The organism is Micromonospora sp. NPDC000442 (assembly GCF_042898635.1).
In the GTDB taxonomy this organism is placed as follows: Bacteria; Actinomycetota; Actinomycetes; order Mycobacteriales; family Micromonosporaceae; genus Micromonospora.
In genome coordinates this window covers 21,465-39,054 of record NZ_JBIAYZ010000033.1, presented here as the reverse complement: position 1 = coordinate 39,054, position 17,590 = coordinate 21,465, and the positions used below count along the sequence as shown (strand labels likewise).

Genomic DNA, 17,590 nt, shown 5'->3' with positions numbered 1-17,590 from the left:
ACATGCCCCTGACCCAGGCCGCGCAGACCGTGCAGGTGTCGGCCTACCCCGACCACTACGCCCAGTGGGAACAGCAGGCCGCCGACCTCGTCACCCAACACTGGAACAGCTGACCCACCAGCTGACAACCGAAGACATTCCTCCACCAGGGGGAACAAGAACCGCCGGCCGGCACCCCAACCAGGGTGCCGGCCAGCGGTCTTTGGTATGTCCGAAGAACCCGGCACCGCCCCTGCTCATCCGAGCGGCCGGCGGGTGTGGCAGCGTGATCGGATGGACTCCCCGCCGGTCGACGTCGATCTCGCCCTGGTAGGTGGGGGAGGCGCGGCGTCGCTGGTGCTGGCCGCGTTGGCCCGGCATCGCGTACGCGATGTGCGGATCGCCGTCGTCGACCCGGTGCACCGACGTGGACAGGACCGCACCTGGGCGTTCTGGGGCCAGCCCGGCAACGACCTGGACGAGTTGCTCAGCGCCAGCTGGTCACGCGTCGAGGTGGTCACGCCCGGCGCGCACCGCGCCCTGGACCTGACGCCCCTGCGGTACGCGATGCTGCGCTCCGGCCCGATCTACGAGCGGGCCGCCGAGGCGGAGCGGCGCCTGGGTGCGACCCGGGTCGTCGCCGCTGCCGGCGGCATCGACGACGACGGTGAACGGGTGCTGGTGCGTGCCGTCGACGGTCGACCGCTGCTACGGGCTCGCTGGCTGCTGGACTCCCGGCCGCGGCCACCGCACCGACCCGGGCGCACCAATTGGTTGCAGCACTTCCGGGGCTGGTGGTTGACGGCCGACCGGCCGGTCTTCGACCCGGCGCGGGCGGTCCTGATGGACTTTCGCACCCCGCAGCCCACCCGGGGTGTCTCCTTCGGCTACGTGTTGCCCGTCGACAGTCGGTACGCGCTTGTCGAGTACACCGAGTTCTCACCCGATCTGCTGACCGGAGCGGCGTACGACGCGGCGCTGGCCGGATACCGCGACCTGCTCGGTCTCGATCCGGCGCGGCTCACCGTGACCGAGGTCGAGAACGGTGTCATCCCGATGACCGACGGCCCGTTCGTGGCCCGGCCATCGCCCCGGGTGGTGCGGCTTGGCACAGCCGGCGGTGCCACCCGGCCCTCGACCGGATTCACCTTCTCGGCGATGCACCGTCAGGCTGACCAGGTGGCCCGGGCGGTCGCCGCCGGCCGGCCGCCGGTGCCGGCACCCGCCTACCCCGACCGACACCGGTGGATGGACGCGGTCGCGTTGCGGGCACTGGACGATGGCCTGGTCAACGGTCCGGAGTTCTTCGGTCGCCTCTTCGACCGCAACCCGGCCAGCCGGGTGTTGCGCTTCCTCGACGGTGACACCACCGTCGCCGAGGACCTCGCGGTGATGCGCTCCACCCGACTCCGACCGATGGTCACCGCCACCGTCGCCGATGCCGCCGGTCGGATACGCGACCGGCTCGCGCCGTCGCGCCGCCCGGCGTGGACCGTGCCGCCGGCCGTCGTCGACCCCGAACCGCCGAACGTCGACGCCCCAGGTCACTGAGGCGCGGCGTGGTCAGCCTCGCGACGGTGACGGCCGGCGGCGAGCGCCTGAAGTTGTGGGCCGTCCAGCCGGAGCACGTCGATCTCGTCGACGGTGCGGGCGTGCAGCCGTCGGTACAAGCGCAGCGCCTTGCCGGATGGTCGCCTGGACCTCGCCGCGACACCGCAAACGTTCCTGGACACCGCATTGGCGGCCCGTCGAGCGACCCGGGGGGCCGTGGCCGGTAGGGTCTGCCGGCATGGTGGACGAGACGGCCGGCCGGGTGGTGCGGATCTGGACCGACGGGGCGTGCAGCGGCAACCCCGGCCCGGGTGGCTGGGGCGCGTTGCTGCGCTACGGCTCCCACGAGCGTGAGCTGTGCGGCGGGGAGGCGAGCCCGACCACCAACAACCGGATGGAGTTGACCGCCGCAATCGAGGCGCTGGAGAGCCTGACCCGTCCGGTCACCGTCGAGCTGCACACCGACAGCACGTACGTGCGCAACGGCATCACCAGCTGGTTGGCGTCCTGGAAACGCAATGGTTGGCTGACCGCCGCGAAGCAGCCGGTGAAGAACGCCGACCTGTGGCAGCGGCTGGAGGCGGCCTGCGCCCGGCATCAGATCACCTGGCTGTGGGTGAAGGGGCACAACGGGCACCCGGAGAACGAGCGGGCCGACGCGCTGGCCAATCAGGGCATGAACGAGGCGCGGCAGGGCGCCGCGCCAGTCCGCCGCTGACCGATCGCGCCGTTCCGGGCCGCGCTGTTCCGGGCCGCGCCGGACGTCGTTTCGTACCGGTCAGCGGCACCGGCCGCGCCGCGACGCCCTTGGGGCGAGCGGCAGCTGCGACCAGTGGGCCGGGCGACTGATCTGCCCCGGCAACCGGGTCCCCAGGTCGCCCCGGGCGGCGTCGACCTGCGACCGGTGCAGGAAGAGGGTGCCGGACAGGTCGGCCCCGCGCACGTCCGCCCCGCGCAGATCCGCGCCGGTCAGGTCGGCCCGGGCCAGGTCCACTCCGCGCAGGTCGGCGCCGACCAGCAACGCGCCCCGCAGGTTCGCCCCGCGCAGGGTGGTACGGCGCAGGTCGCGGCCCACCAACGTGGCGCCGCGCAGGTCGGCGCCGGCTCCGCCGCGGGCACGGGCCAGGTCGGCGGTACGCGACAGCAACTCGTTGACTGTTGCCCGGTGCGCGTCGACATCGAGGGCGAGCAGCGTTTCCGGGTCACCGCCGGCCAGCCGATCGGTATCGGCGAGCGCGGCGGCCAACGGCCCGCGCAGCTCGACCGGTGGCCGCAGCCCGAGCGCCTCGGTCAGATACCACAGCAGCTCGTGCAACGGGCGCATCACCGCGAAGACGTCGAACATCCGCCGCGCGTGCTGTGGCTCCCCACGCCAGTCCCGCCCGCCGAAGGTGACCTGGGCGACCCGCTGACCCGCACCGAAGCAGTCGAAGACGGTGCAGCCGGGGAAACCCCGGTCGCGCAGCTCGGCGTGGATGGTGCAGCCGAAGTCCGCCCCCAGGTTGCGGCACGGCTGGCCGGCGGGCTTGTCGAGCGCGAAGTCGGCCGACGCGGCGAACGCGGGGGCGACACAGCACAGGCCGAAGCAGCGGGCACAGTCGGCCCGCAACTCGCCGCCGGCCGGCCCACCCTCCTCGGACATCCGATCCTTCCCTCCTCGCGGCGGTTCATTACGTCTGACAGCTCTATTGCCTGGGGTGGATCTCTCTGACATATTCCTGCGTGGACGCTGCCAGCGACGGTCGCCAATCCGGATGCCGCGCTGCGGTGACGCCGTCATGCCGGAGGAACCCTCGTGAAGCGTAGACGTCGCCATCTTCTTGTTGGTCTGGCGGTCGGTGCCCTGGTGGCGTCGACCGGCCTGGTCGGAATTCACTACGCCGGTGCCGAGGTGCCGGCACCCGTCGCGGTCGGCGGGGAGATGCCGAACGCGCTCGGCGCCCACCTGGAGCGGCTGCGCCGAGCCGTTCCGGGCGACAGCGGTATGTCCCCCGACGGGCCGGGCGGCGCGGCCCAGCAGGCGTTCCTGGAGCGCGCCTACCCCGCGGACGCGATCACCATCGCCCAGCAGGACCGGTCCAAGGCGGCCTTCAAGGCGGCCGACAAGCGGTTCAAGGGCAGCCGGCAGTGGACCAACATCGGCCCGAGCGAGGCGCTCTACCCGTTCACCGAGTACCGCAACGCCTTCAACTACGTGCCCAACGAGTACGTCGCCGGCGGTCGGGTCACCTCGATCGACATCAGCCCCGACTGCTCCAAGCTGCTCTGCCGAGCGTACGTGACCCCGGCCGGTGGCGGCGTCTGGGGCACCCTGAACATCCTCGCCGCCGAACCGAAGTGGTTCTACCTGGGCGGTCCGCTGGGCATCAACGCCGCCGGCGCGGTGACGATCGACCGTAACGACCGCACCGGCCTGACCATCTACGTCGGCACCGGCGAGGCCAACACCTGCGGCTCCGGCTGCGTCGCCGGCGTCGGCCTGTACCGGTCGACGAACGGTGGCCTGACCTGGTCGGGTCCGCTCGGCAAGGACGTCCTCGGCGGCAAGGGCATCGGTGAGATCACCATCGAGCCCGGTGACCCCAAGACTCTCTACGTGGCCACCACAACGGCGCTGCGCGGCATGTCCAGCTCCTGCTGCACCGGGGTCACCCGGCCGGTGCCGGACGCCGAGAAGTGGGGCCTCTACAAGTCCACAAACGGCGGCAAGAGCTGGAAGTTCATCCACAACGGCTCGGCCGACGCCACGGCCTGCACCGGCAACGCCGCCGAGTACAACAACACGACCAGCTGCTCGCCGCGCGGCGTACGCCAGGTGAAGCTCGACCCCCGCGACGCCGACATCGTCTACGCCAGCTCGTACGGCCGGGGCGTGTGGCGCTCGTCCGACGCCGGGGCGACCTGGACGCAGATCAAGCCGTCCCTCAACGCCGCGATGTTCCAGACCCGCGCGGCGATCGACGTGACCGCCCTGCCCGGCGGCAAGACCCGGATGTACGTCTACGAGGGCAACACCGGCACCCCGTACTCGCGGCTGTTCCGCAGCGACGACGTGGCCGCCGGCTCGCCGACGTTCACCGACCTGACCAGCTCCAACCCGGTCGATCCGGGCTTCGCCACCTACAACCAGTGCACCGGACAGTGCTGGTACGACGTGTTCGTGCACACCCCGGCGGGGCACCCCGACATCGTCTACACCGGCGGCTCCTACCTGTACGGCGAGACGGTGGCCAACAAGCGGGCCGTGATCCTCTCCACCGACGCCGGGGTCAGCGGCACCGACATGACCTACGACGGCACCGACGAACTGCACCCCAACGGCCTGCACCCGGACCAGCACGACCTGGTCACCAACCCGCGTAACCCGTACCAGTTCTTCGAGGCCAGCGACGGCGGCGTGATGCGGTCCAGCGGTGAGTTCGTCGACCGCTCGTCCTGGTGTGACAACCCGGACCGGAACCTGACCAAGGAGGGCCAGCGGGAGCGTTGCCGGCAGATGCTGTCGAGGATCCCGTCGAAGCTGGACGGCGTCAACAAGGGCATGAACACCCTGCAGTTCATCAGCCTCTCGGCCAGCCCGCACGACGTGAACCTGTTGCAGGGCGGTACCCAGGACAACGGCACCTGGGAGAACAAGGGCCAGCGTCAGCGCTGGGTCAACACGATGATCGGTGACGGCGGGGCTTCCGGCTGGGACGTCGCCCGCCCCGAGTTCCGGTTCCACACGTACTACGACGTCTCGCCCGAGGTGAGCTTCGCCAACGGTGACATCGCGAGCTGGATCTGGACCGCCGACCCGATCTTCGGCCAGCCGGGCAGCCTGTTCTACGCACCGGTGATCAGCGACCCGAAGGTCAGCGGCACCATGTTCGCCGGCACCGGACTGTCGGCGTACCGCACCAAGACCTTCGGTCTGGGCGACCGCAGCCTGGCCGAGGCCGACCGGATCTGCAACTCCTGGACCGGCACCTACGAGGAGGACTGCGGTGACTGGGAGCCGCTGGGCACCACCAACCTGACCGGTGCCGGCTGGGGCGACCGGGCCGGTGGTGCGGTGTCGGTCATCCAGCGGGTCGACTCCGACAGCTCCACCGCCTGGGCGGCCACCAGCACCGGCCGGGTCTTCGTCAGCCGTAACGTCGACGCCGAGCCGGCCGCCGCGGTGACCTGGACCCGGGTCGACTCCGCCACCACGCCGAACCGCTTCGTCACAAGCATCCACATCGACCCGGCCGACCCGGCCCGGGCGTGGATCTCCTACAGCGGGTACGGATCGAACACGCCGACCACGCCCGGCCACGCGTTCGAGGTGACGGCCACGGCCGACGGGGCGACCTGGAGCGACCGGTCGTACGACTTCGGGGACCAGCCGATCACCGATCTGGTCCGCGACGACGTCACCGGCGACCTGTACGCCTCCACCGACTTCGGGGTGCTGCTGCTGCCCAAGGGCAAGAAGTCCTGGACCAAGGCGGCCCGTGGCATGCCAAACGTCGAGGTGGCCGGGCTGACCATCGTGCCCGGCGAGCGGATCCTCTACGCTGCCTCGCACGGCCTCGGCGCCTGGAAGATGAAGTTGAAGTAGGGACACGATCATCGGCACAACGTTGGCGAGGGGCCGCACCCGCGGCCCCTCGCCGCTGCCCGAGCGGGCCGCCCGACTGTGGCGTACGCTCGGCGCGGCCTTCGTCCTGTTGGTTTTTGTTCCGCCCCTGCTGCTGCTGGTCTCCGGCTCCCTCACCGAGCCCGGCCTACCGCCGTCCCCGACGCCGCAGCTGGTACCCGAACCGCTCTCCATCACCGGCTACGAGCGCGCCCTCGACCTCGGTGGCCTGCTGCGGGCGTCGCTCAACTCGGTGCTCGTCGCCGTGGTGGCGGTGCCGTTGAGCGTGCTCGTCGCCGCACTGGCCGGTTTCGCGTTGGCCAGAATCGCCCCACGCACCACCGCCGTCGTGGTGGCCGCCTCACTCGTGGCGCTGATGGTGCCGGCGACCGCCCTGCTGGTGCCCCGCTTCGCGATCTTCCGGCTGCTCGGGCTGACCGACACCCTCGTGCCGTTGATCGCGCCGGCGCTGCTCGGCACCTCACCGCTCTACGTCCTGGTCTACTACCTGGCCTTCCGAGCCCTGCCGGCCGACCTGTACGACGCCTGCCTGGTGGAGGACCTGTCGCCGCTGCGTACCTGGTGGCGGTTCGCGTTGCCGCTGGTGCGTCCGGTGACGGCCGGACTGACCGCCCTGACCTTCGTGCTGACCTGGTCCAACTTCCTCGACCCGCTGGTCTACGTCTACGACCGTGACCTGTTCACCCTGCCGCTGGCGTTGCGGTCGCTGTCCCTGCTGGATCCGACCAACTTTCCCGTCTTCCTGGCCGGGGCGGTGATCGCCACGGTGCCCGCACTTGTGGTCTTCGCCCTGGCACAGCGGCGTTTCCTGCACCACGACGACCGATCCGAGGACTGACCATCGTGCGAATAAGATCCCTGTCCGCCCTCGCGTTGAGCGCCCTGCTCGCGCTCACCGGCTGCGGCTCCGGCGGCGGGTCGTCGGCCGGTGATCCGGTGAAGCTGCTGGTGTTCGGCGCTCCGGAGGAACTGGCCGCGTACCGCACCCTCATCGAGGCGTACCAGCAGGCCCGAGCCGGCGAGCGGATCCAGCTGATCGAGGCCAGCGACCGCAAGGACCTGCTGGCCCGGCTCGCCACCTCGGTCGCCGGCGGCGCACCCCCGGACCTGTTCCTGATGAACTACCGCTTCTACGGCCAGTTCGCCGCCAAGGGGGTGGTGGAGCCGCTGGACGAGCGGATCGCCGCCTCGTCGGTGCTCGACCCGGCCGACTACTACCCGGTCGCGATGGAGGCGTTCCAGTGGGAGGGTGCCCAGCTGTGCCTGCCGCAGAACGTCTCCAGCCTCGCCGTCTACTACAACCGCACCCTGTTCACCAAGTTCGGAGTGCCCGAGCCGACGGCCGGTTGGACCTGGAACGACCTCGTCGCCACCGCCACCCTGATGACCCGTGACGACCGCGGGCTGGTGATCAAGGGCACCGAGGCCGAGGGGGCTGCTCGGCTGCCCGCCGTGCACGGGCTCGGTGTGGAGCCGTCGATCATCCGGCTGGCCCCGCTGGTGTGGTCCAACGGTGGTGAGATCGTCGACGACCCCGAACGGCCGACCCGGCTCACCCTGGACGGCCCGGCCGCCCGCGAGGCGCTGCGGAACCTGGTCGACCTGCGGCAGGCGTACGGGGTGGTGCCCAGCGACGCCGAGGTGGAGGCGGAGGACGACGAGTCACGTTTCCTCAACGGCCGGCTCGCCATGCTGATGACCTCCCGCCGAGCCACCACCAACTTCCGCACCATCAGCGGCTTCGAGTGGGACGTCGCGCCGTTGCCGGTCTACCGGCAGCCGGTCGGGGTGCTGCACTCCGACGCGTACTGCATGACCCGGGGGTCGCGGAACAAGGACGCCGCGTGGCGGTTCATGGAGTACGCGATGGACGAGGAGGGACAGCGGATCATCGCCGCGACCGGGCGTACCGTGCCGTCGCACATGGAGGTGTCCCGTTCACCGGCGTTCCTGGACCCGGACCAGCCACCCCGCAACTCGCAGGTCTTCCTCGACGCCATCCCCACCGTCCGGGCCCTGCCGACCGTCTCCACCTGGCCCGAGATCGAGGATCTCAGCTACGGCATCCTGGAGAACGCCGTGCACCGCGGCGACAAGCTCGACGACGTGATCCGGGAACTGGACGCCAAGAGCCGGCCGATGTTCGCCCGAGGGGAGAACGGGTGAACGAGCGAGGCGGCGGCGTGCGCGACGGGCTCGTCCTCGACCAGGTAAGCGCCGCCTACCGCGACACCACCGTGCTGCACGAGGTGGACCTCAGCGTCGCCCGGGGCGAACTGCTGGTGGTCCTCGGCCCCTCCGGTGCCGGCAAGTCGACGGTGCTGCGGGTGGTCGCCGGGTTGGAACCGGTAACCGCCGGGCGGGTCCGCATCGCCGACCGCGACGTCACCGACGAACGACCCGGCCGACGCAACGTGTCGATGGTCTTCCAGTCGTACGCCCTGTTCCCGCACCTGACCGTGGTCGAGAACATCGCCTTCGGGCTGGAGGTACGCGACACCCCACGTCGGCTGGCACGCGAGCGGGCCCGGGCGGCGGCCGAGACGGTGGGCTGCGCCGGGCTGCTCGACCGCCGGCCCGGGCAGCTGTCCGGTGGCGAACGTCAACGGGTCGCCCTGGCCCGGGCGTTGGTCCGCGAACCGGACGTGTTCCTGCTCGACGAGCCGCTGTCCAACCTGGACCTGGCGTTGCGCGCCGAGATGCGGACCGAGCTGCGGGCCCTGCACGACCGGATCGGGGCGACCATGGTGCACGTCACCCACGACCAGACCGAGGCGCTGGTGCTCGCCGACCGGATCGCGGTGCTGCGCGACGGACGGGTCGAGCAGGTGGGCACCCCGGACGAGATCTGGCGCACCCCGGCGAGCAGCTTCGTGGCCCGGTTCGTCGGCTCACCGGCGATGAACCTGCTGCCGGCGGACGGCCCGCTGCGACCACGAGGCGACGCGCCGACCCTGACAGACGAGCCGCTGGAGATCGGGTTCCGACCCGAGGCAGTCGCCCTCGACGCGGCCGAGGGCACCCCCGCCACCGTCGACCGGGTCGAGGTGATCGGGGAGGACGCCTTCGCGTACCTCAGCCTCGCCGCCGGGCAACAGGTGGTCGCCCGGGTGCCGGCCGCCCGCCGGCCCGAGCGGGGCGCGTCGGTACGCCTCGACGTGCGGTGGGCCGACACGCACCTGTTCCACGCCGCGACCGGCCGCCGGTACCAGCCGTGAGCGCCAGCGGCGCGGCGCCCGGCCGGCGGGCGGGCCGGCCGGTGCGCGGCCCGGACACCCGGGCGCGGCGGCAGTTGGCGTTGATGCTGGCGCCGTACCTGATCGGGCTGGTCGGGTTGGTGCTGGTGCCCGCCCTGGTCACGCTCGGCATGTCGGTCACCGAATACGACCTGCTGCGCCGCCCGACCTGGGCCGGGCTGGACAACTTCGCCGCCCTGCTGGACGACCCGATCTTCCGCGTGGCGCTGCTCAACTCGGTGGTCTTCGCGCTGGTGGCCGTACCGCTGCGGGTGCTGCTGGCGTTGGGCCTGGCGCTGCTGCTGCACCGTCGGGCGGCCGGCGTCGGCACCGCCCGCACCGCCGTGCTGTTGCCCACCGCCGTGCCGGAGATCGCGTACGGCCTGCTCTGGCTGTGGCTGTTCAACCCGTTGTACGGGCCGATCAACCAACTGCTGCGGGTCGGCGGGGAGCACGGGCTGACCGCGCTGGGGCGTACGCCGCCGCAGTGGTTGACCGACCCGACAAGCGCCCGCGCCGGGATCATCCTGATGAGCCTGTTCACCATGGGGGAGACCTTCGTGGTGCTGCTGGCCGCCCGGCGGGCGCTGCCCCGTGACGTGTACGAGATGGCCGCCATCGAGGACGCCACCGGCTGGGACGTCTTCCGCCGGATCACCCTGCCGCTGATGGCTCCGGTGCTCGCCCTGCTGGCCGTCCGCGACGCCGTGGCCAGTCTGCACTTCACCTTCGTGCCGGCGTTCGTGGTGACCGACGGCGGCCCCCCGCCGTACGCCACCACCTACCTGTCGCTCTTCGTCTACCAGACCGGGTTCGAGTACCTGCGGTACGGCTACGCGGCGGCGGCGACTCTGGTGATGATGCTGCTGACCGTGGCCGCGGTGCTCGTGCAGTGGCGGCTCATCCGCCGCTACCGTCGCTTCTACCAGGTGTGACCGTGGTACGGGTCCCCGGCTCTGCTGCGGTGGTACGGGCCCAGCGCAGCAGAGCGGTGAAGGCCAGCGCGGCGGTCACCGCGCCACCGGCGAGCCGTACCCGGTGCCCGGCGACGAACTCCTCCGCCACCTGGCGCAGGTACTGCGGTGAGTGGACGCCGACCGGGTCGACGAACATGATCTCGTTGCGGGGCCAGAAGAAGACGACCGAGAACAGGAACTCACACGCGATGAAGACCATCGTCGCGGCGGCGACCCACCACCGCAGTCGGCGATCTCGCCAGGTGAGTACCGTGGTGGCCACGCCGAGCAGCACCACCGAGGCGCCCAGCGGCGGGAAGTAGTCCCTCGGGCCGCTGACCGTCAGGAAGTCGCGGGCGCGCTCCAGCGATGCCGGGGCGTCGTGGAAGATGTTGGGGTAGAGCATCACGGTCTCGGCCGCCACGCCTCCGAACGACATCATCGCCGCCCAGGTCAGCGCGACCAGCCCGATCCAGGTCAATCTGCTGCGAGACACCGGTCCTCCTACTGGTTCGGCGCCCGTCCGAGCGCGGTCCGTCTGCGGTGCCGCCGAGGTCAGCGTCAGGGTCGAAGTGCCTGGCCGCCTGGCGCCTGAACGGCCTGGACCCCGCCTCGATCCGACCGCGGACGTCGACACCGACGGTAGGGCGGTGCCGGTGAGTCGTCTGCCGCCCGGCGACGCGGATGAGGGTCGCTCCTCGACGTACGGCGGTGGCCGCGCGGCACGTCCGGAGGCGACGAGGGTGTGCTGCCGGTGGCCGGCAGGTGTAGGGGCGCCGAACCCGGGTAGCTGCCCCCGATGGAGGTGGTCGAGGAGTCGCCGTACCGGTTCCGGATCGAGCGGCACGACCCGATGCGGGTGCCGGGAGTGGTCTTCGCGTCCCGGTCCCTGCTGCCCGACCCGGCGGCGGACCGGTCGCTGGAACAGGTCGCCGACGTGGCCACCCTGCCCGGCATCGTCGACGCCTCGTACGCGATGCCGGACCTGCACTGGGGATACGGCTTCCCGATCGGCGGGGTCGCCGCCACCGACGTCGATGCGGGCGGTGTCGTCTCGCCGGGCGGGGTCGGATTCGACATCTCGTGCGGGGTCCGGCTGCTCGTCGCCGACCTGGGCCGCGACGAACTACGACCGCGCCTGGACGCGGTGCTGGACGGGCTCAGCGCGGCCACCCCCCGGGGCATGGGCAGCGGGGCGGTGTGGCAGCTGACCAGCCGCGAGGAGCTGGACGCGGTGCTGCGCGGCGGTTCCCGGTACGCGGTGCAGCGTGGCTTCGGCGTGCAGCGGGACCTGGACCGGTGCGAGGACCACGGCGCGGTGGACGAGGCCGACCCGACCCAGGTCAGCGACCGGGCGATCGAGCGCGGCGCGCGCCAGGTGGGCAGCCTCGGCTCCGGCAACCACTTCCTGGAGGTACAGGCCGTCGAGCAGGTGTACGACGAGTCGGTGGCCGAGGCGTTCGGGCTGCGTACCGGTCAGGTCTGCGTAATGATCCACTGCGGTTCGCGGGGCCTGGGCCACCAGATCTGCACCGATCACGTGCGGGTCATGGAGCGGGTGATGGATCGGCACCGCATCCGGGTACCGGACCGGCAACTCGCCTGTGCACCGGTCGCCAGCGCCGAAGGACGCGACTACCTGGGCGCGATGGCGGCTGCGGCCAACTACGCGCGGGCCAACCGGCAGTTGCTCGCCCACGCGGCGGGTCAGGTCTTCCAGCGGCAGACCGGGCGACGACTCGACCTGGTCTACGACGTCTCGCACAACCTCGCCAAGCTCGAGGAGCATGTCGTGGCTGGTGTCGCGCGGCGGCTCTGCGTCCACCGCAAGGGCGCCACCCGGGCCCTGCCGCCCGGGCACCCCGAGTTGCCCGACGAGCTGCGCGCCGCCGGCCAGCCGGTGCTCATCCCCGGCTCGATGGGCACCGGCTCGTACGTGCTGACCGGGGTGAGCGGTTCGCCGGCCTGGGCCTCCACCTGCCACGGGGCGGGCCGGGTGCGCAGTCGCAAGCAGGCCGTGACCGCGGGCCAGGGCACCGACCCGCGTGCCCAGTTGGCGGCGCGGGACATCGCGGTGCGCGGGGCGTCGCGGCGCGGCCTGGCCGAGGAGATGCCGTCGGCGTACAAGGACATCGCGGCTGTCGTCGAGGCCGCCGAGGGCGCCGGCCTGTGCCGCAAGGTGGCCCGGTTGGTGCCGCTCGGTGTGGTCAAGGGCTGAGCAGCAGCTGACCGGGGGGTCGTGCCGGTGTCGGCGGGCGGGTGACGTCACACGTCCAGCGTCACGGCACAGGACCAGCCGTCTCCGTCCGGACCGAAGCGCAGTTCGTGCAGCGAGACCGCCTTGGGCACCGCGCCGGTGAGGTCCAGGTCGGTGGTGGCGGTGGTGCGCCAGCGCACCAGCAGCCCGTCGACGCCGTTGTCGATCACCTCGGTCGCCAGCGGCAGCTCGTCGGTCGTCTCCATTCGGAAGATCACTTCGTCGAGGACGGCCACCAGCAGGTCCTCGTCGGCAGCGGGCGGCGCGTGGAACACCCGCTCGGCGCGGGGCGGGGCCCCGTCGGCCTCGGTGAACGACCCGACCAGCGCGGCGACGGCCTCGGCCACACAGCCGGCCCGGTCCGGTGCCCACGCCTCGATCCGCACGTCGGCGGTGTGGGGTACGCACCGGTGCCCCCGGGTTGGCTGCATTCCCCGATGATGCCTAGTGCGCGCCGAGTCGGGCGATCGGTTCGACCAGTTCGCGTTCCTCGTACGACAGGTGGGACAGCAGCGTGTCGCTGAGCAGGTCCACCGCGGCCCGCAGGTCGGCCATGCCGTCCGGGGTGGCCACGAAGGCGACAAGCGCCCGGTCGACGCCCTCCAGGACGTCGTGGATGGCGTGGTGTTCCTCCTCGAGTCGGTCGATGACCGGTGCGAGTCGGGAATCGGCCCGCCGCAGGTGCGGGAAGAGTGACCGGTCCTCGATCGTGTGGTGGGTGGTGACCACCCGGCAGTACGACTCGCAGTAGGTGCCCAACGTCCACTTGTTCTGCCGCATCGTCATCGTGTTGATGTGCGAGCGGGCCGTACCCACGTCGATCAGACCCGCCGCGACCTGCTCGATCAGGTCGTGAATCTGGGCCAGCTCGGCACGCAGACCGTCGTGCACATCGATCAGGTGCTGTGCGCCGGCCTGATCGTGGGCGGTGTAGGTGCGTTGCGGATCCGGGACCGGTCAGGTCGGGCGGGCGGCCTCGTCCCACACCCGCACCTCGCTGCGGCGTACGCCGTCATCGGGTGTCGGAACCACGGCGAACGCAGCCGCGCCGACCTTGGTCGGGCGTGCGGTCGGGCCGGCCGACGTGGTGCTGGTGTGCGGGCCACCGGTCGGGTCGGTCGCGGTGCGGCGCCGCCCGGCCGAGGCGCCGGTCGGGTCGTTGGCGGTGCGGGTCGGGTCGGCCGAGCTGCCGGCCGGACCGGTCGCGGTGGGGGCCGGCCCGGCCGGGACAGCGGTCGGGGGGTCGGCGCGTTCGGCGGCGACCAGTTCCCGGGTGGCCGGTGCCACCTCGGCGGCGAACCGCCGCAGGTCGTCCGGATCGTCGCTGGCCAGGATGAAAGTGCTGATCCCCTCCGTGAGCGCCAGGTCGGCGAGTTCCTCGGCCCACTGCTCGGCCGGACCGTCCAGCGGGCCACGTCCGGTGGCCGCGAACCGTCCGTTGACGTTGAGCAGCCGACGCACGTCGGCGGGGGAGCGTCCGGCACCGGCGGCGGCCTCGTCGATGATGGTGTTGCCCCGGGCCAGATCGCCGGGTTGCAGGTAGGCCAGCGAGGGGAGCCAGCCGTCCGCCTGCCGTCCGGTCAACGCCAGCATGCGCGGCTTGTAGGCGCCGAGCCAGATGCCCACGTCGTGGGCGGGAGCCGGCCCGCGTTTGGCGCCGACCGCCCGGTGGAACTCGCCGGAGACCCGGACGCCGCCCTGGGCGTCGACGTCCCAGATCTGGCGGATGATCTCGATTGCCTCCTCCAGGGCGCGCACCCCCTGCCCGGGGGAGAGGCGGCGGCCCCCCATCGCCTCGATGGCGTCCCAGAACGCGCCGGCGCCGAGGCCGAGTTCCATTCGGCCGCCGCTGAGCAGGTCGAGGCTGGCCACGCCCCGGGCGAGCACGGCGGGCGGGCGCAGCGGCAGGTTGGTGACGTTGGCGGACAGGCGTACCCGTTCGGTGCGGGCCGCGACGAAGCTGAGCAGTGTCCAGGTGTCCAGGAACGCCGGCTGGTACGGATGGTCCTGGAACGTCACCAGGTCGAGCCCGACCTGTTCGGAGAGCATGGCCAGGCCGACCGGCCGCGTCGGGTCGGCGTTGCCGGGCGTGAGAAACGACCCGAAGGTCAGTGGGTGCCCGTAGTCGCTCATCTCGGCCGTCCTTCCGGTCCTGCGGCGCGTACCACCGCAGGGAAAATGTTATGTCGCACAGAACATCATTGCCCTAGAAAATATGTGACCTACGCTATCGTGGGTGGATGAGCGGTGCCCGGGCCAGCGACCCGATCAACGACGACCTCGGTTGGATGCTCGGTGTCGTCTTCCGCGCCTACATCCGCGCCGCCGACCATGCCGTTGGGGACCTGCCCGGCGGACCCCGCGGATACCAGGTGCTCACCTCGGCCGACCGGGAACCGGCCCGCAACCAGGGCGCCATCGCCGAGGAACTGGGCATCGACCGCACCGTGCTGACGTACCTGATCGACGACCTGGAGGAAGCCGGGCTGGTGCTGCGCCGACCCGATCCGGCGGACCGGCGCAGCCGCCTGGTCACCCTCACCGAGACCGGCCGGGCGGCCGCCCGGCACCGCCGCGAGGCCCTCGGCGCGGTCGAGTCGCGCCTGCTGCGGGAGTTGTCGTCGGAGCAGGCCGGCACCCTGCGGGACCTGCTGCAACGGGTGGCCTGCGCGGCGCAGGCGGTCGACCCGCTCACCGACCTGTGCCAGGTGGCCGAGGCGGCGGCGGAGCGACCGCCGGCCGGACGTGCCAGCGCCGGGCGGCGGCGCCCGCCCCGGACCTGACATCGGCCCGGACCTGACGTCGGGCTTGACGTAGCGCGGCAGCGGGCAGCCGGCACCGGAGGCAGCGCCGGCGAGCACCGGCACCCGGCGGCGGGTTCGTCGGCGTACCGTCCCGGGATGCGGATCACGAAGTACACGCACTCCTGCGTCCGGCTCGAACACGACGGCGTCGTGCTCGTCATCGACCCGGGCACCTGGAGCGAACCGCGGGCACTGGTCGGCGCGGACGCCGTACTGGTCAGTCACGAGCACACCGACCACATCGACGTGCTCCGGCTCGCCGGCCTCGGTGTACCGGTCTTCGCACCGGAGGGTGCCGCCCTGCCGCACCTGGCACCGCTGCCGGTGACCCGGGTGCGCCCGGGGCAGCGCTTCACCGCCGCCGGCCTCGATGTCACCGCGATCGGCGGACGGCACGCCACCATCCACGGAGGCCAGCCCGACTGCCCGAATCTCGGCTACCTCGTGGCCGACGCGGTCTACCACCCGGGCGACTCGCTGGCCCAGCCGGACCGGCCGGTGCGGACCCTGCTGGTGCCCGCGCAGGCGTCCTGGCTGAAGCTGACCGAGGCGATCGACTTCGCGGTCGGGGTCGGTGCGCCCGAGGTCCTGCCGATCCACGACGCCCAACTCAACGAGCGTGGCCTGGCCAGCGTCAACGGCTGGTTCGGCGAGACCGTGCCGGGCTACCGCTACCTCGCGCCGGGCGAGACCCGCTGACCTGTGCGGAACCGGGTCCGGGACGGCCGCCCCGTGCCGGCCGTCCCGAACCGACCCCGCCTCCCCGGCCGCCGCCGGAACTCGGCACGACCGCAGGCCCCGACACCGGCCTACGCCGCGAACCGAGGCTCGTCCGGGGTCAACATGCTGATGCGCGCCGAGACGCCCCAGCCGTGCCGCAGGCCGGCGGCGAGCGCGTCGAGCACCGCCGGCACGTCGCGGTCCGCCCGGTGGTGCATCGCCTCGACCACCACCAGGACGGTGTCGGTGTCGTCGCGCACCGCCGACCAGCCACTCTGCCGGTTGGTCCAACGTCGGGCGTGTGCCCGACCGAGCGGATCGGCGAAGATCACCTCACCGGGCTCGGGATGCTCCTCGACCCCGCCGAAGGTCAGGTAGCGCTCGTCGCCCCGGGCCGGCCGTACCTCGATGCCACCACCACACCGGTCGACGTCGAGGATCCCCACCGGCACGGCGTACGCGGCCGAGACGGCGTTGCCGAGGTCCACGAGCGGGTGCACCCTCGGCAGATCGCCGGCCGTGCGCAGCCGCCGCAGCAGCGACTCCGCCGCGCACCGGTACCGCGTGGGCGCCAGACCCATCCGCGCGAACGCCCGCCGCCACGCCTGGATCTCCGCGAACGCCGCCTCGGTGGTCCCGTCGAGCCTGCGGCGGGCCGTCCCGAGCAACTCGGCCAGCGGCAGCTCGGCGCGGGGCGCTCCGGCGACGCCCTCGGCGTACAGCACACCGGCGACGAGCGTGGGGTGTTGTGCCCACACCTGTGATGAGTGCTGGAAGAACATGTCCGGCTCCGGTCCGCTCACGCCTCGGCGCGGGCCAGCAGCAGCCCGAGCCCCAGGAACGACCCGGCGAAGCACCGGCGCAGCCAGTCGGCCACCCGAGGGCGGTCGAGCACCCGCCGACGTACCGCGGCGGCACCGAGCCCGTAGCCGACGAAGACCACAAGGGTCGTCGCCGTGAAGACCGCGCCCAGGCCGAGCATCCGGCCGAGCGCACCCGGGCTGCCGGGCTGGACGAACTGCGGCAGGAACGCGACGAAGAAGATCGTCAGCTTCGGGTTGAGCAGGTTCATCGCCACCGCCGAGCCGATGATCTGCCGGGCCGGCCGGGCAGGGCCGTTGTCGTCGACGGTGAACGCGCCCCGCTCGCGCAACGTCGCCACCGCCAGCCAGAGCAGGTAGCCCACGCCCAGGTACTTGATCAGGTCGAAGGCGAGCGCGCTGGAGTGCAGCAGCGCGGCGAGCCCGGTCACCGCCGCCACCAGGTGCGGCAACGTGGCCAACGTGCCGCTCACGGCGGCGAGCAGGGCGGCCCGGTGCCCACCGGTCAGCCCGGCGGAGAGGGTGAACAGCACCCCGGCGCCCGGGGTCACGACCACCACGAGCGTGGTCAGCAGGAATGCGACGGTCACGAGAACTGCTCCCTGGTCGGCGATGGGTTCACCACCACCCTGCCGCCACAAT

18 protein-coding genes are annotated in these 17,590 nt (G+C 72.1%); 10 read left to right on the top strand and 8 right to left on the bottom strand.

The genetic code is table 11. The features are described 5' to 3' along the window. Nucleotides 1–273: 273 nt before the first annotated feature. Nucleotides 274–1,530, top strand: a complete 1,257-nt coding sequence (locus tag ACFY2A_RS29285) for a lycopene cyclase family protein (RefSeq protein WP_387176406.1) — start codon at nt 274–276, stop codon at nt 1,528–1,530. On the opposite strand, the gene ACFY2A_RS29280 is transcribed toward ACFY2A_RS29285, so the two are convergent. Next, nucleotides 1,524–1,649, bottom strand: coding sequence for a hypothetical protein (locus ACFY2A_RS29280; protein WP_387176404.1), 126 nt, complete (start codon nt 1,647–1,649; stop codon nt 1,524–1,526). The genes ACFY2A_RS29285 and ACFY2A_RS29280 overlap by 7 nt on opposite strands. 119 nt (nt 1,650–1,768) lie before the next feature. Here ACFY2A_RS29280 and rnhA point away from each other — a divergent pair, with 119 nt between their 5' ends. Then, nucleotides 1,769–2,248 (top strand): ribonuclease HI, encoded by a 480-nt coding sequence (gene rnhA / locus ACFY2A_RS29275; protein WP_387176402.1) that lies wholly within the window; start codon nt 1,769–1,771, stop codon nt 2,246–2,248. Nucleotides 2,249–2,308: 60 nt separating this feature from the next. Here rnhA and ACFY2A_RS29270 read toward each other — a convergent pair whose 3' ends face one another. Continuing rightward, complete coding sequence (locus ACFY2A_RS29270) at nt 2,309–3,172, bottom strand: pentapeptide repeat-containing protein (RefSeq protein WP_387176400.1); 864 nt, start codon at nt 3,170–3,172, stop codon at nt 2,309–2,311. Between the two features lie 153 nt (nt 3,173–3,325). Here ACFY2A_RS29270 and ACFY2A_RS29265 point away from each other — a divergent pair, with 153 nt between their 5' ends. The 5 genes from ACFY2A_RS29265 (at nt 3,326) to ACFY2A_RS29245 (ending at nt 10,325) form a co-directional block, all read left to right on the top strand. Beyond that, the gene (locus ACFY2A_RS29265; RefSeq protein ID WP_363925546.1) at nt 3,326–6,115 is read left to right on the top strand and encodes an exo-alpha-sialidase; all 2,790 of its coding nucleotides are present in this window, start codon (nt 3,326–3,328) and stop codon (nt 6,113–6,115) included. 22 nt (nt 6,116–6,137) lie between these two features. After that, the gene (locus ACFY2A_RS29260) at nt 6,138–6,992 is read left to right on the top strand and encodes a carbohydrate ABC transporter permease (RefSeq protein WP_387176398.1); all 855 of its coding nucleotides are present in this window, start codon (nt 6,138–6,140) and stop codon (nt 6,990–6,992) included. A 2-nt stretch (nt 6,993–6,994) separates the two neighbouring features. After that, nucleotides 6,995–8,320 carry an ABC transporter substrate-binding protein gene (locus ACFY2A_RS29255; RefSeq protein WP_387176412.1) on the top strand — a complete coding sequence of 442 codons (1,326 nt, stop codon included), beginning with the start codon at nt 6,995–6,997 and terminating at the stop codon, nt 8,318–8,320. Beyond that, nucleotides 8,317–9,372 carry an ABC transporter ATP-binding protein gene (locus ACFY2A_RS29250; protein WP_387176396.1) on the top strand — a complete coding sequence of 352 codons (1,056 nt, stop codon included), beginning with the start codon at nt 8,317–8,319 and terminating at the stop codon, nt 9,370–9,372. Before ACFY2A_RS29255 ends, ACFY2A_RS29250 begins: the two co-directional genes overlap by 4 nt. A gap of 83 nt (nt 9,373–9,455) precedes the next feature. Further along, the gene (locus ACFY2A_RS29245; protein WP_387176410.1) at nt 9,456–10,325 is read left to right on the top strand and encodes a carbohydrate ABC transporter permease; all 870 of its coding nucleotides are present in this window, start codon (nt 9,456–9,458) and stop codon (nt 10,323–10,325) included. On the opposite strand, the gene ACFY2A_RS29240 is transcribed toward ACFY2A_RS29245, so the two are convergent. Next, on the bottom strand, nt 10,291–10,842 hold the full coding sequence (locus ACFY2A_RS29240) for a DUF1772 domain-containing protein (RefSeq protein ID WP_387176394.1): 552 nt from the start codon (nt 10,840–10,842) through the stop codon (nt 10,291–10,293). The genes ACFY2A_RS29245 and ACFY2A_RS29240 overlap by 35 nt on opposite strands. Before the next feature lie 303 nt (nt 10,843–11,145). Between ACFY2A_RS29240 and ACFY2A_RS29235 the strand changes: the two genes are divergently transcribed. Further along, nucleotides 11,146–12,564 (top strand): RtcB family protein, encoded by a 1,419-nt coding sequence (locus ACFY2A_RS29235; RefSeq protein WP_387176392.1) that lies wholly within the window; start codon nt 11,146–11,148, stop codon nt 12,562–12,564. Nucleotides 12,565–12,611: 47 nt separating this feature from the next. Here ACFY2A_RS29235 and ACFY2A_RS29230 read toward each other — a convergent pair whose 3' ends face one another. Genes ACFY2A_RS29230 through ACFY2A_RS29220 form a run of 3 tightly spaced genes read right to left on the bottom strand, consistent with a single transcriptional unit; the run spans nt 12,612 to nt 14,736 of the window. After that, entirely contained in the window at nt 12,612–13,034 is a 423-nt protein-coding gene (locus ACFY2A_RS29230; protein WP_387176390.1) for an archease, read from the bottom strand. A 13-nt stretch (nt 13,035–13,047) separates the two neighbouring features. Beyond that, on the bottom strand, nt 13,048–13,500 hold the full coding sequence (locus tag ACFY2A_RS29225) for a hemerythrin domain-containing protein (protein WP_387176408.1): 453 nt from the start codon (nt 13,498–13,500) through the stop codon (nt 13,048–13,050). 60 nt (nt 13,501–13,560) lie between these two features. After that, a complete protein-coding gene (locus ACFY2A_RS29220) occupies nt 13,561–14,736 on the bottom strand; it encodes an LLM class flavin-dependent oxidoreductase (RefSeq protein WP_387176388.1) in 1,176 nt (391 codons plus the stop codon). A 107-nt stretch (nt 14,737–14,843) separates the two neighbouring features. Here ACFY2A_RS29220 and ACFY2A_RS29215 point away from each other — a divergent pair, with 107 nt between their 5' ends. After that, nucleotides 14,844–15,386, top strand: coding sequence for a MarR family winged helix-turn-helix transcriptional regulator (locus ACFY2A_RS29215; RefSeq protein WP_387176386.1), 543 nt, complete (start codon nt 14,844–14,846; stop codon nt 15,384–15,386). A gap of 117 nt (nt 15,387–15,503) precedes the next feature. Then, nucleotides 15,504–16,106 (top strand): MBL fold metallo-hydrolase, encoded by a 603-nt coding sequence (locus ACFY2A_RS29210; protein ID WP_387176384.1) that lies wholly within the window; start codon nt 15,504–15,506, stop codon nt 16,104–16,106. A 110-nt stretch (nt 16,107–16,216) separates the two neighbouring features. On the opposite strand, the gene ACFY2A_RS29205 is transcribed toward ACFY2A_RS29210, so the two are convergent. Then, complete coding sequence (locus ACFY2A_RS29205; RefSeq protein WP_363925554.1) at nt 16,217–16,909, bottom strand: phenylalanine--tRNA ligase beta subunit-related protein; 693 nt, start codon at nt 16,907–16,909, stop codon at nt 16,217–16,219. A 17-nt stretch (nt 16,910–16,926) separates the two neighbouring features. Then, nucleotides 16,927–17,538, bottom strand: coding sequence for a LysE family translocator (locus tag ACFY2A_RS29200; RefSeq protein WP_387176382.1), 612 nt, complete (start codon nt 17,536–17,538; stop codon nt 16,927–16,929). Between the last annotated feature and the right edge of the window lie 52 nt (nt 17,539–17,590).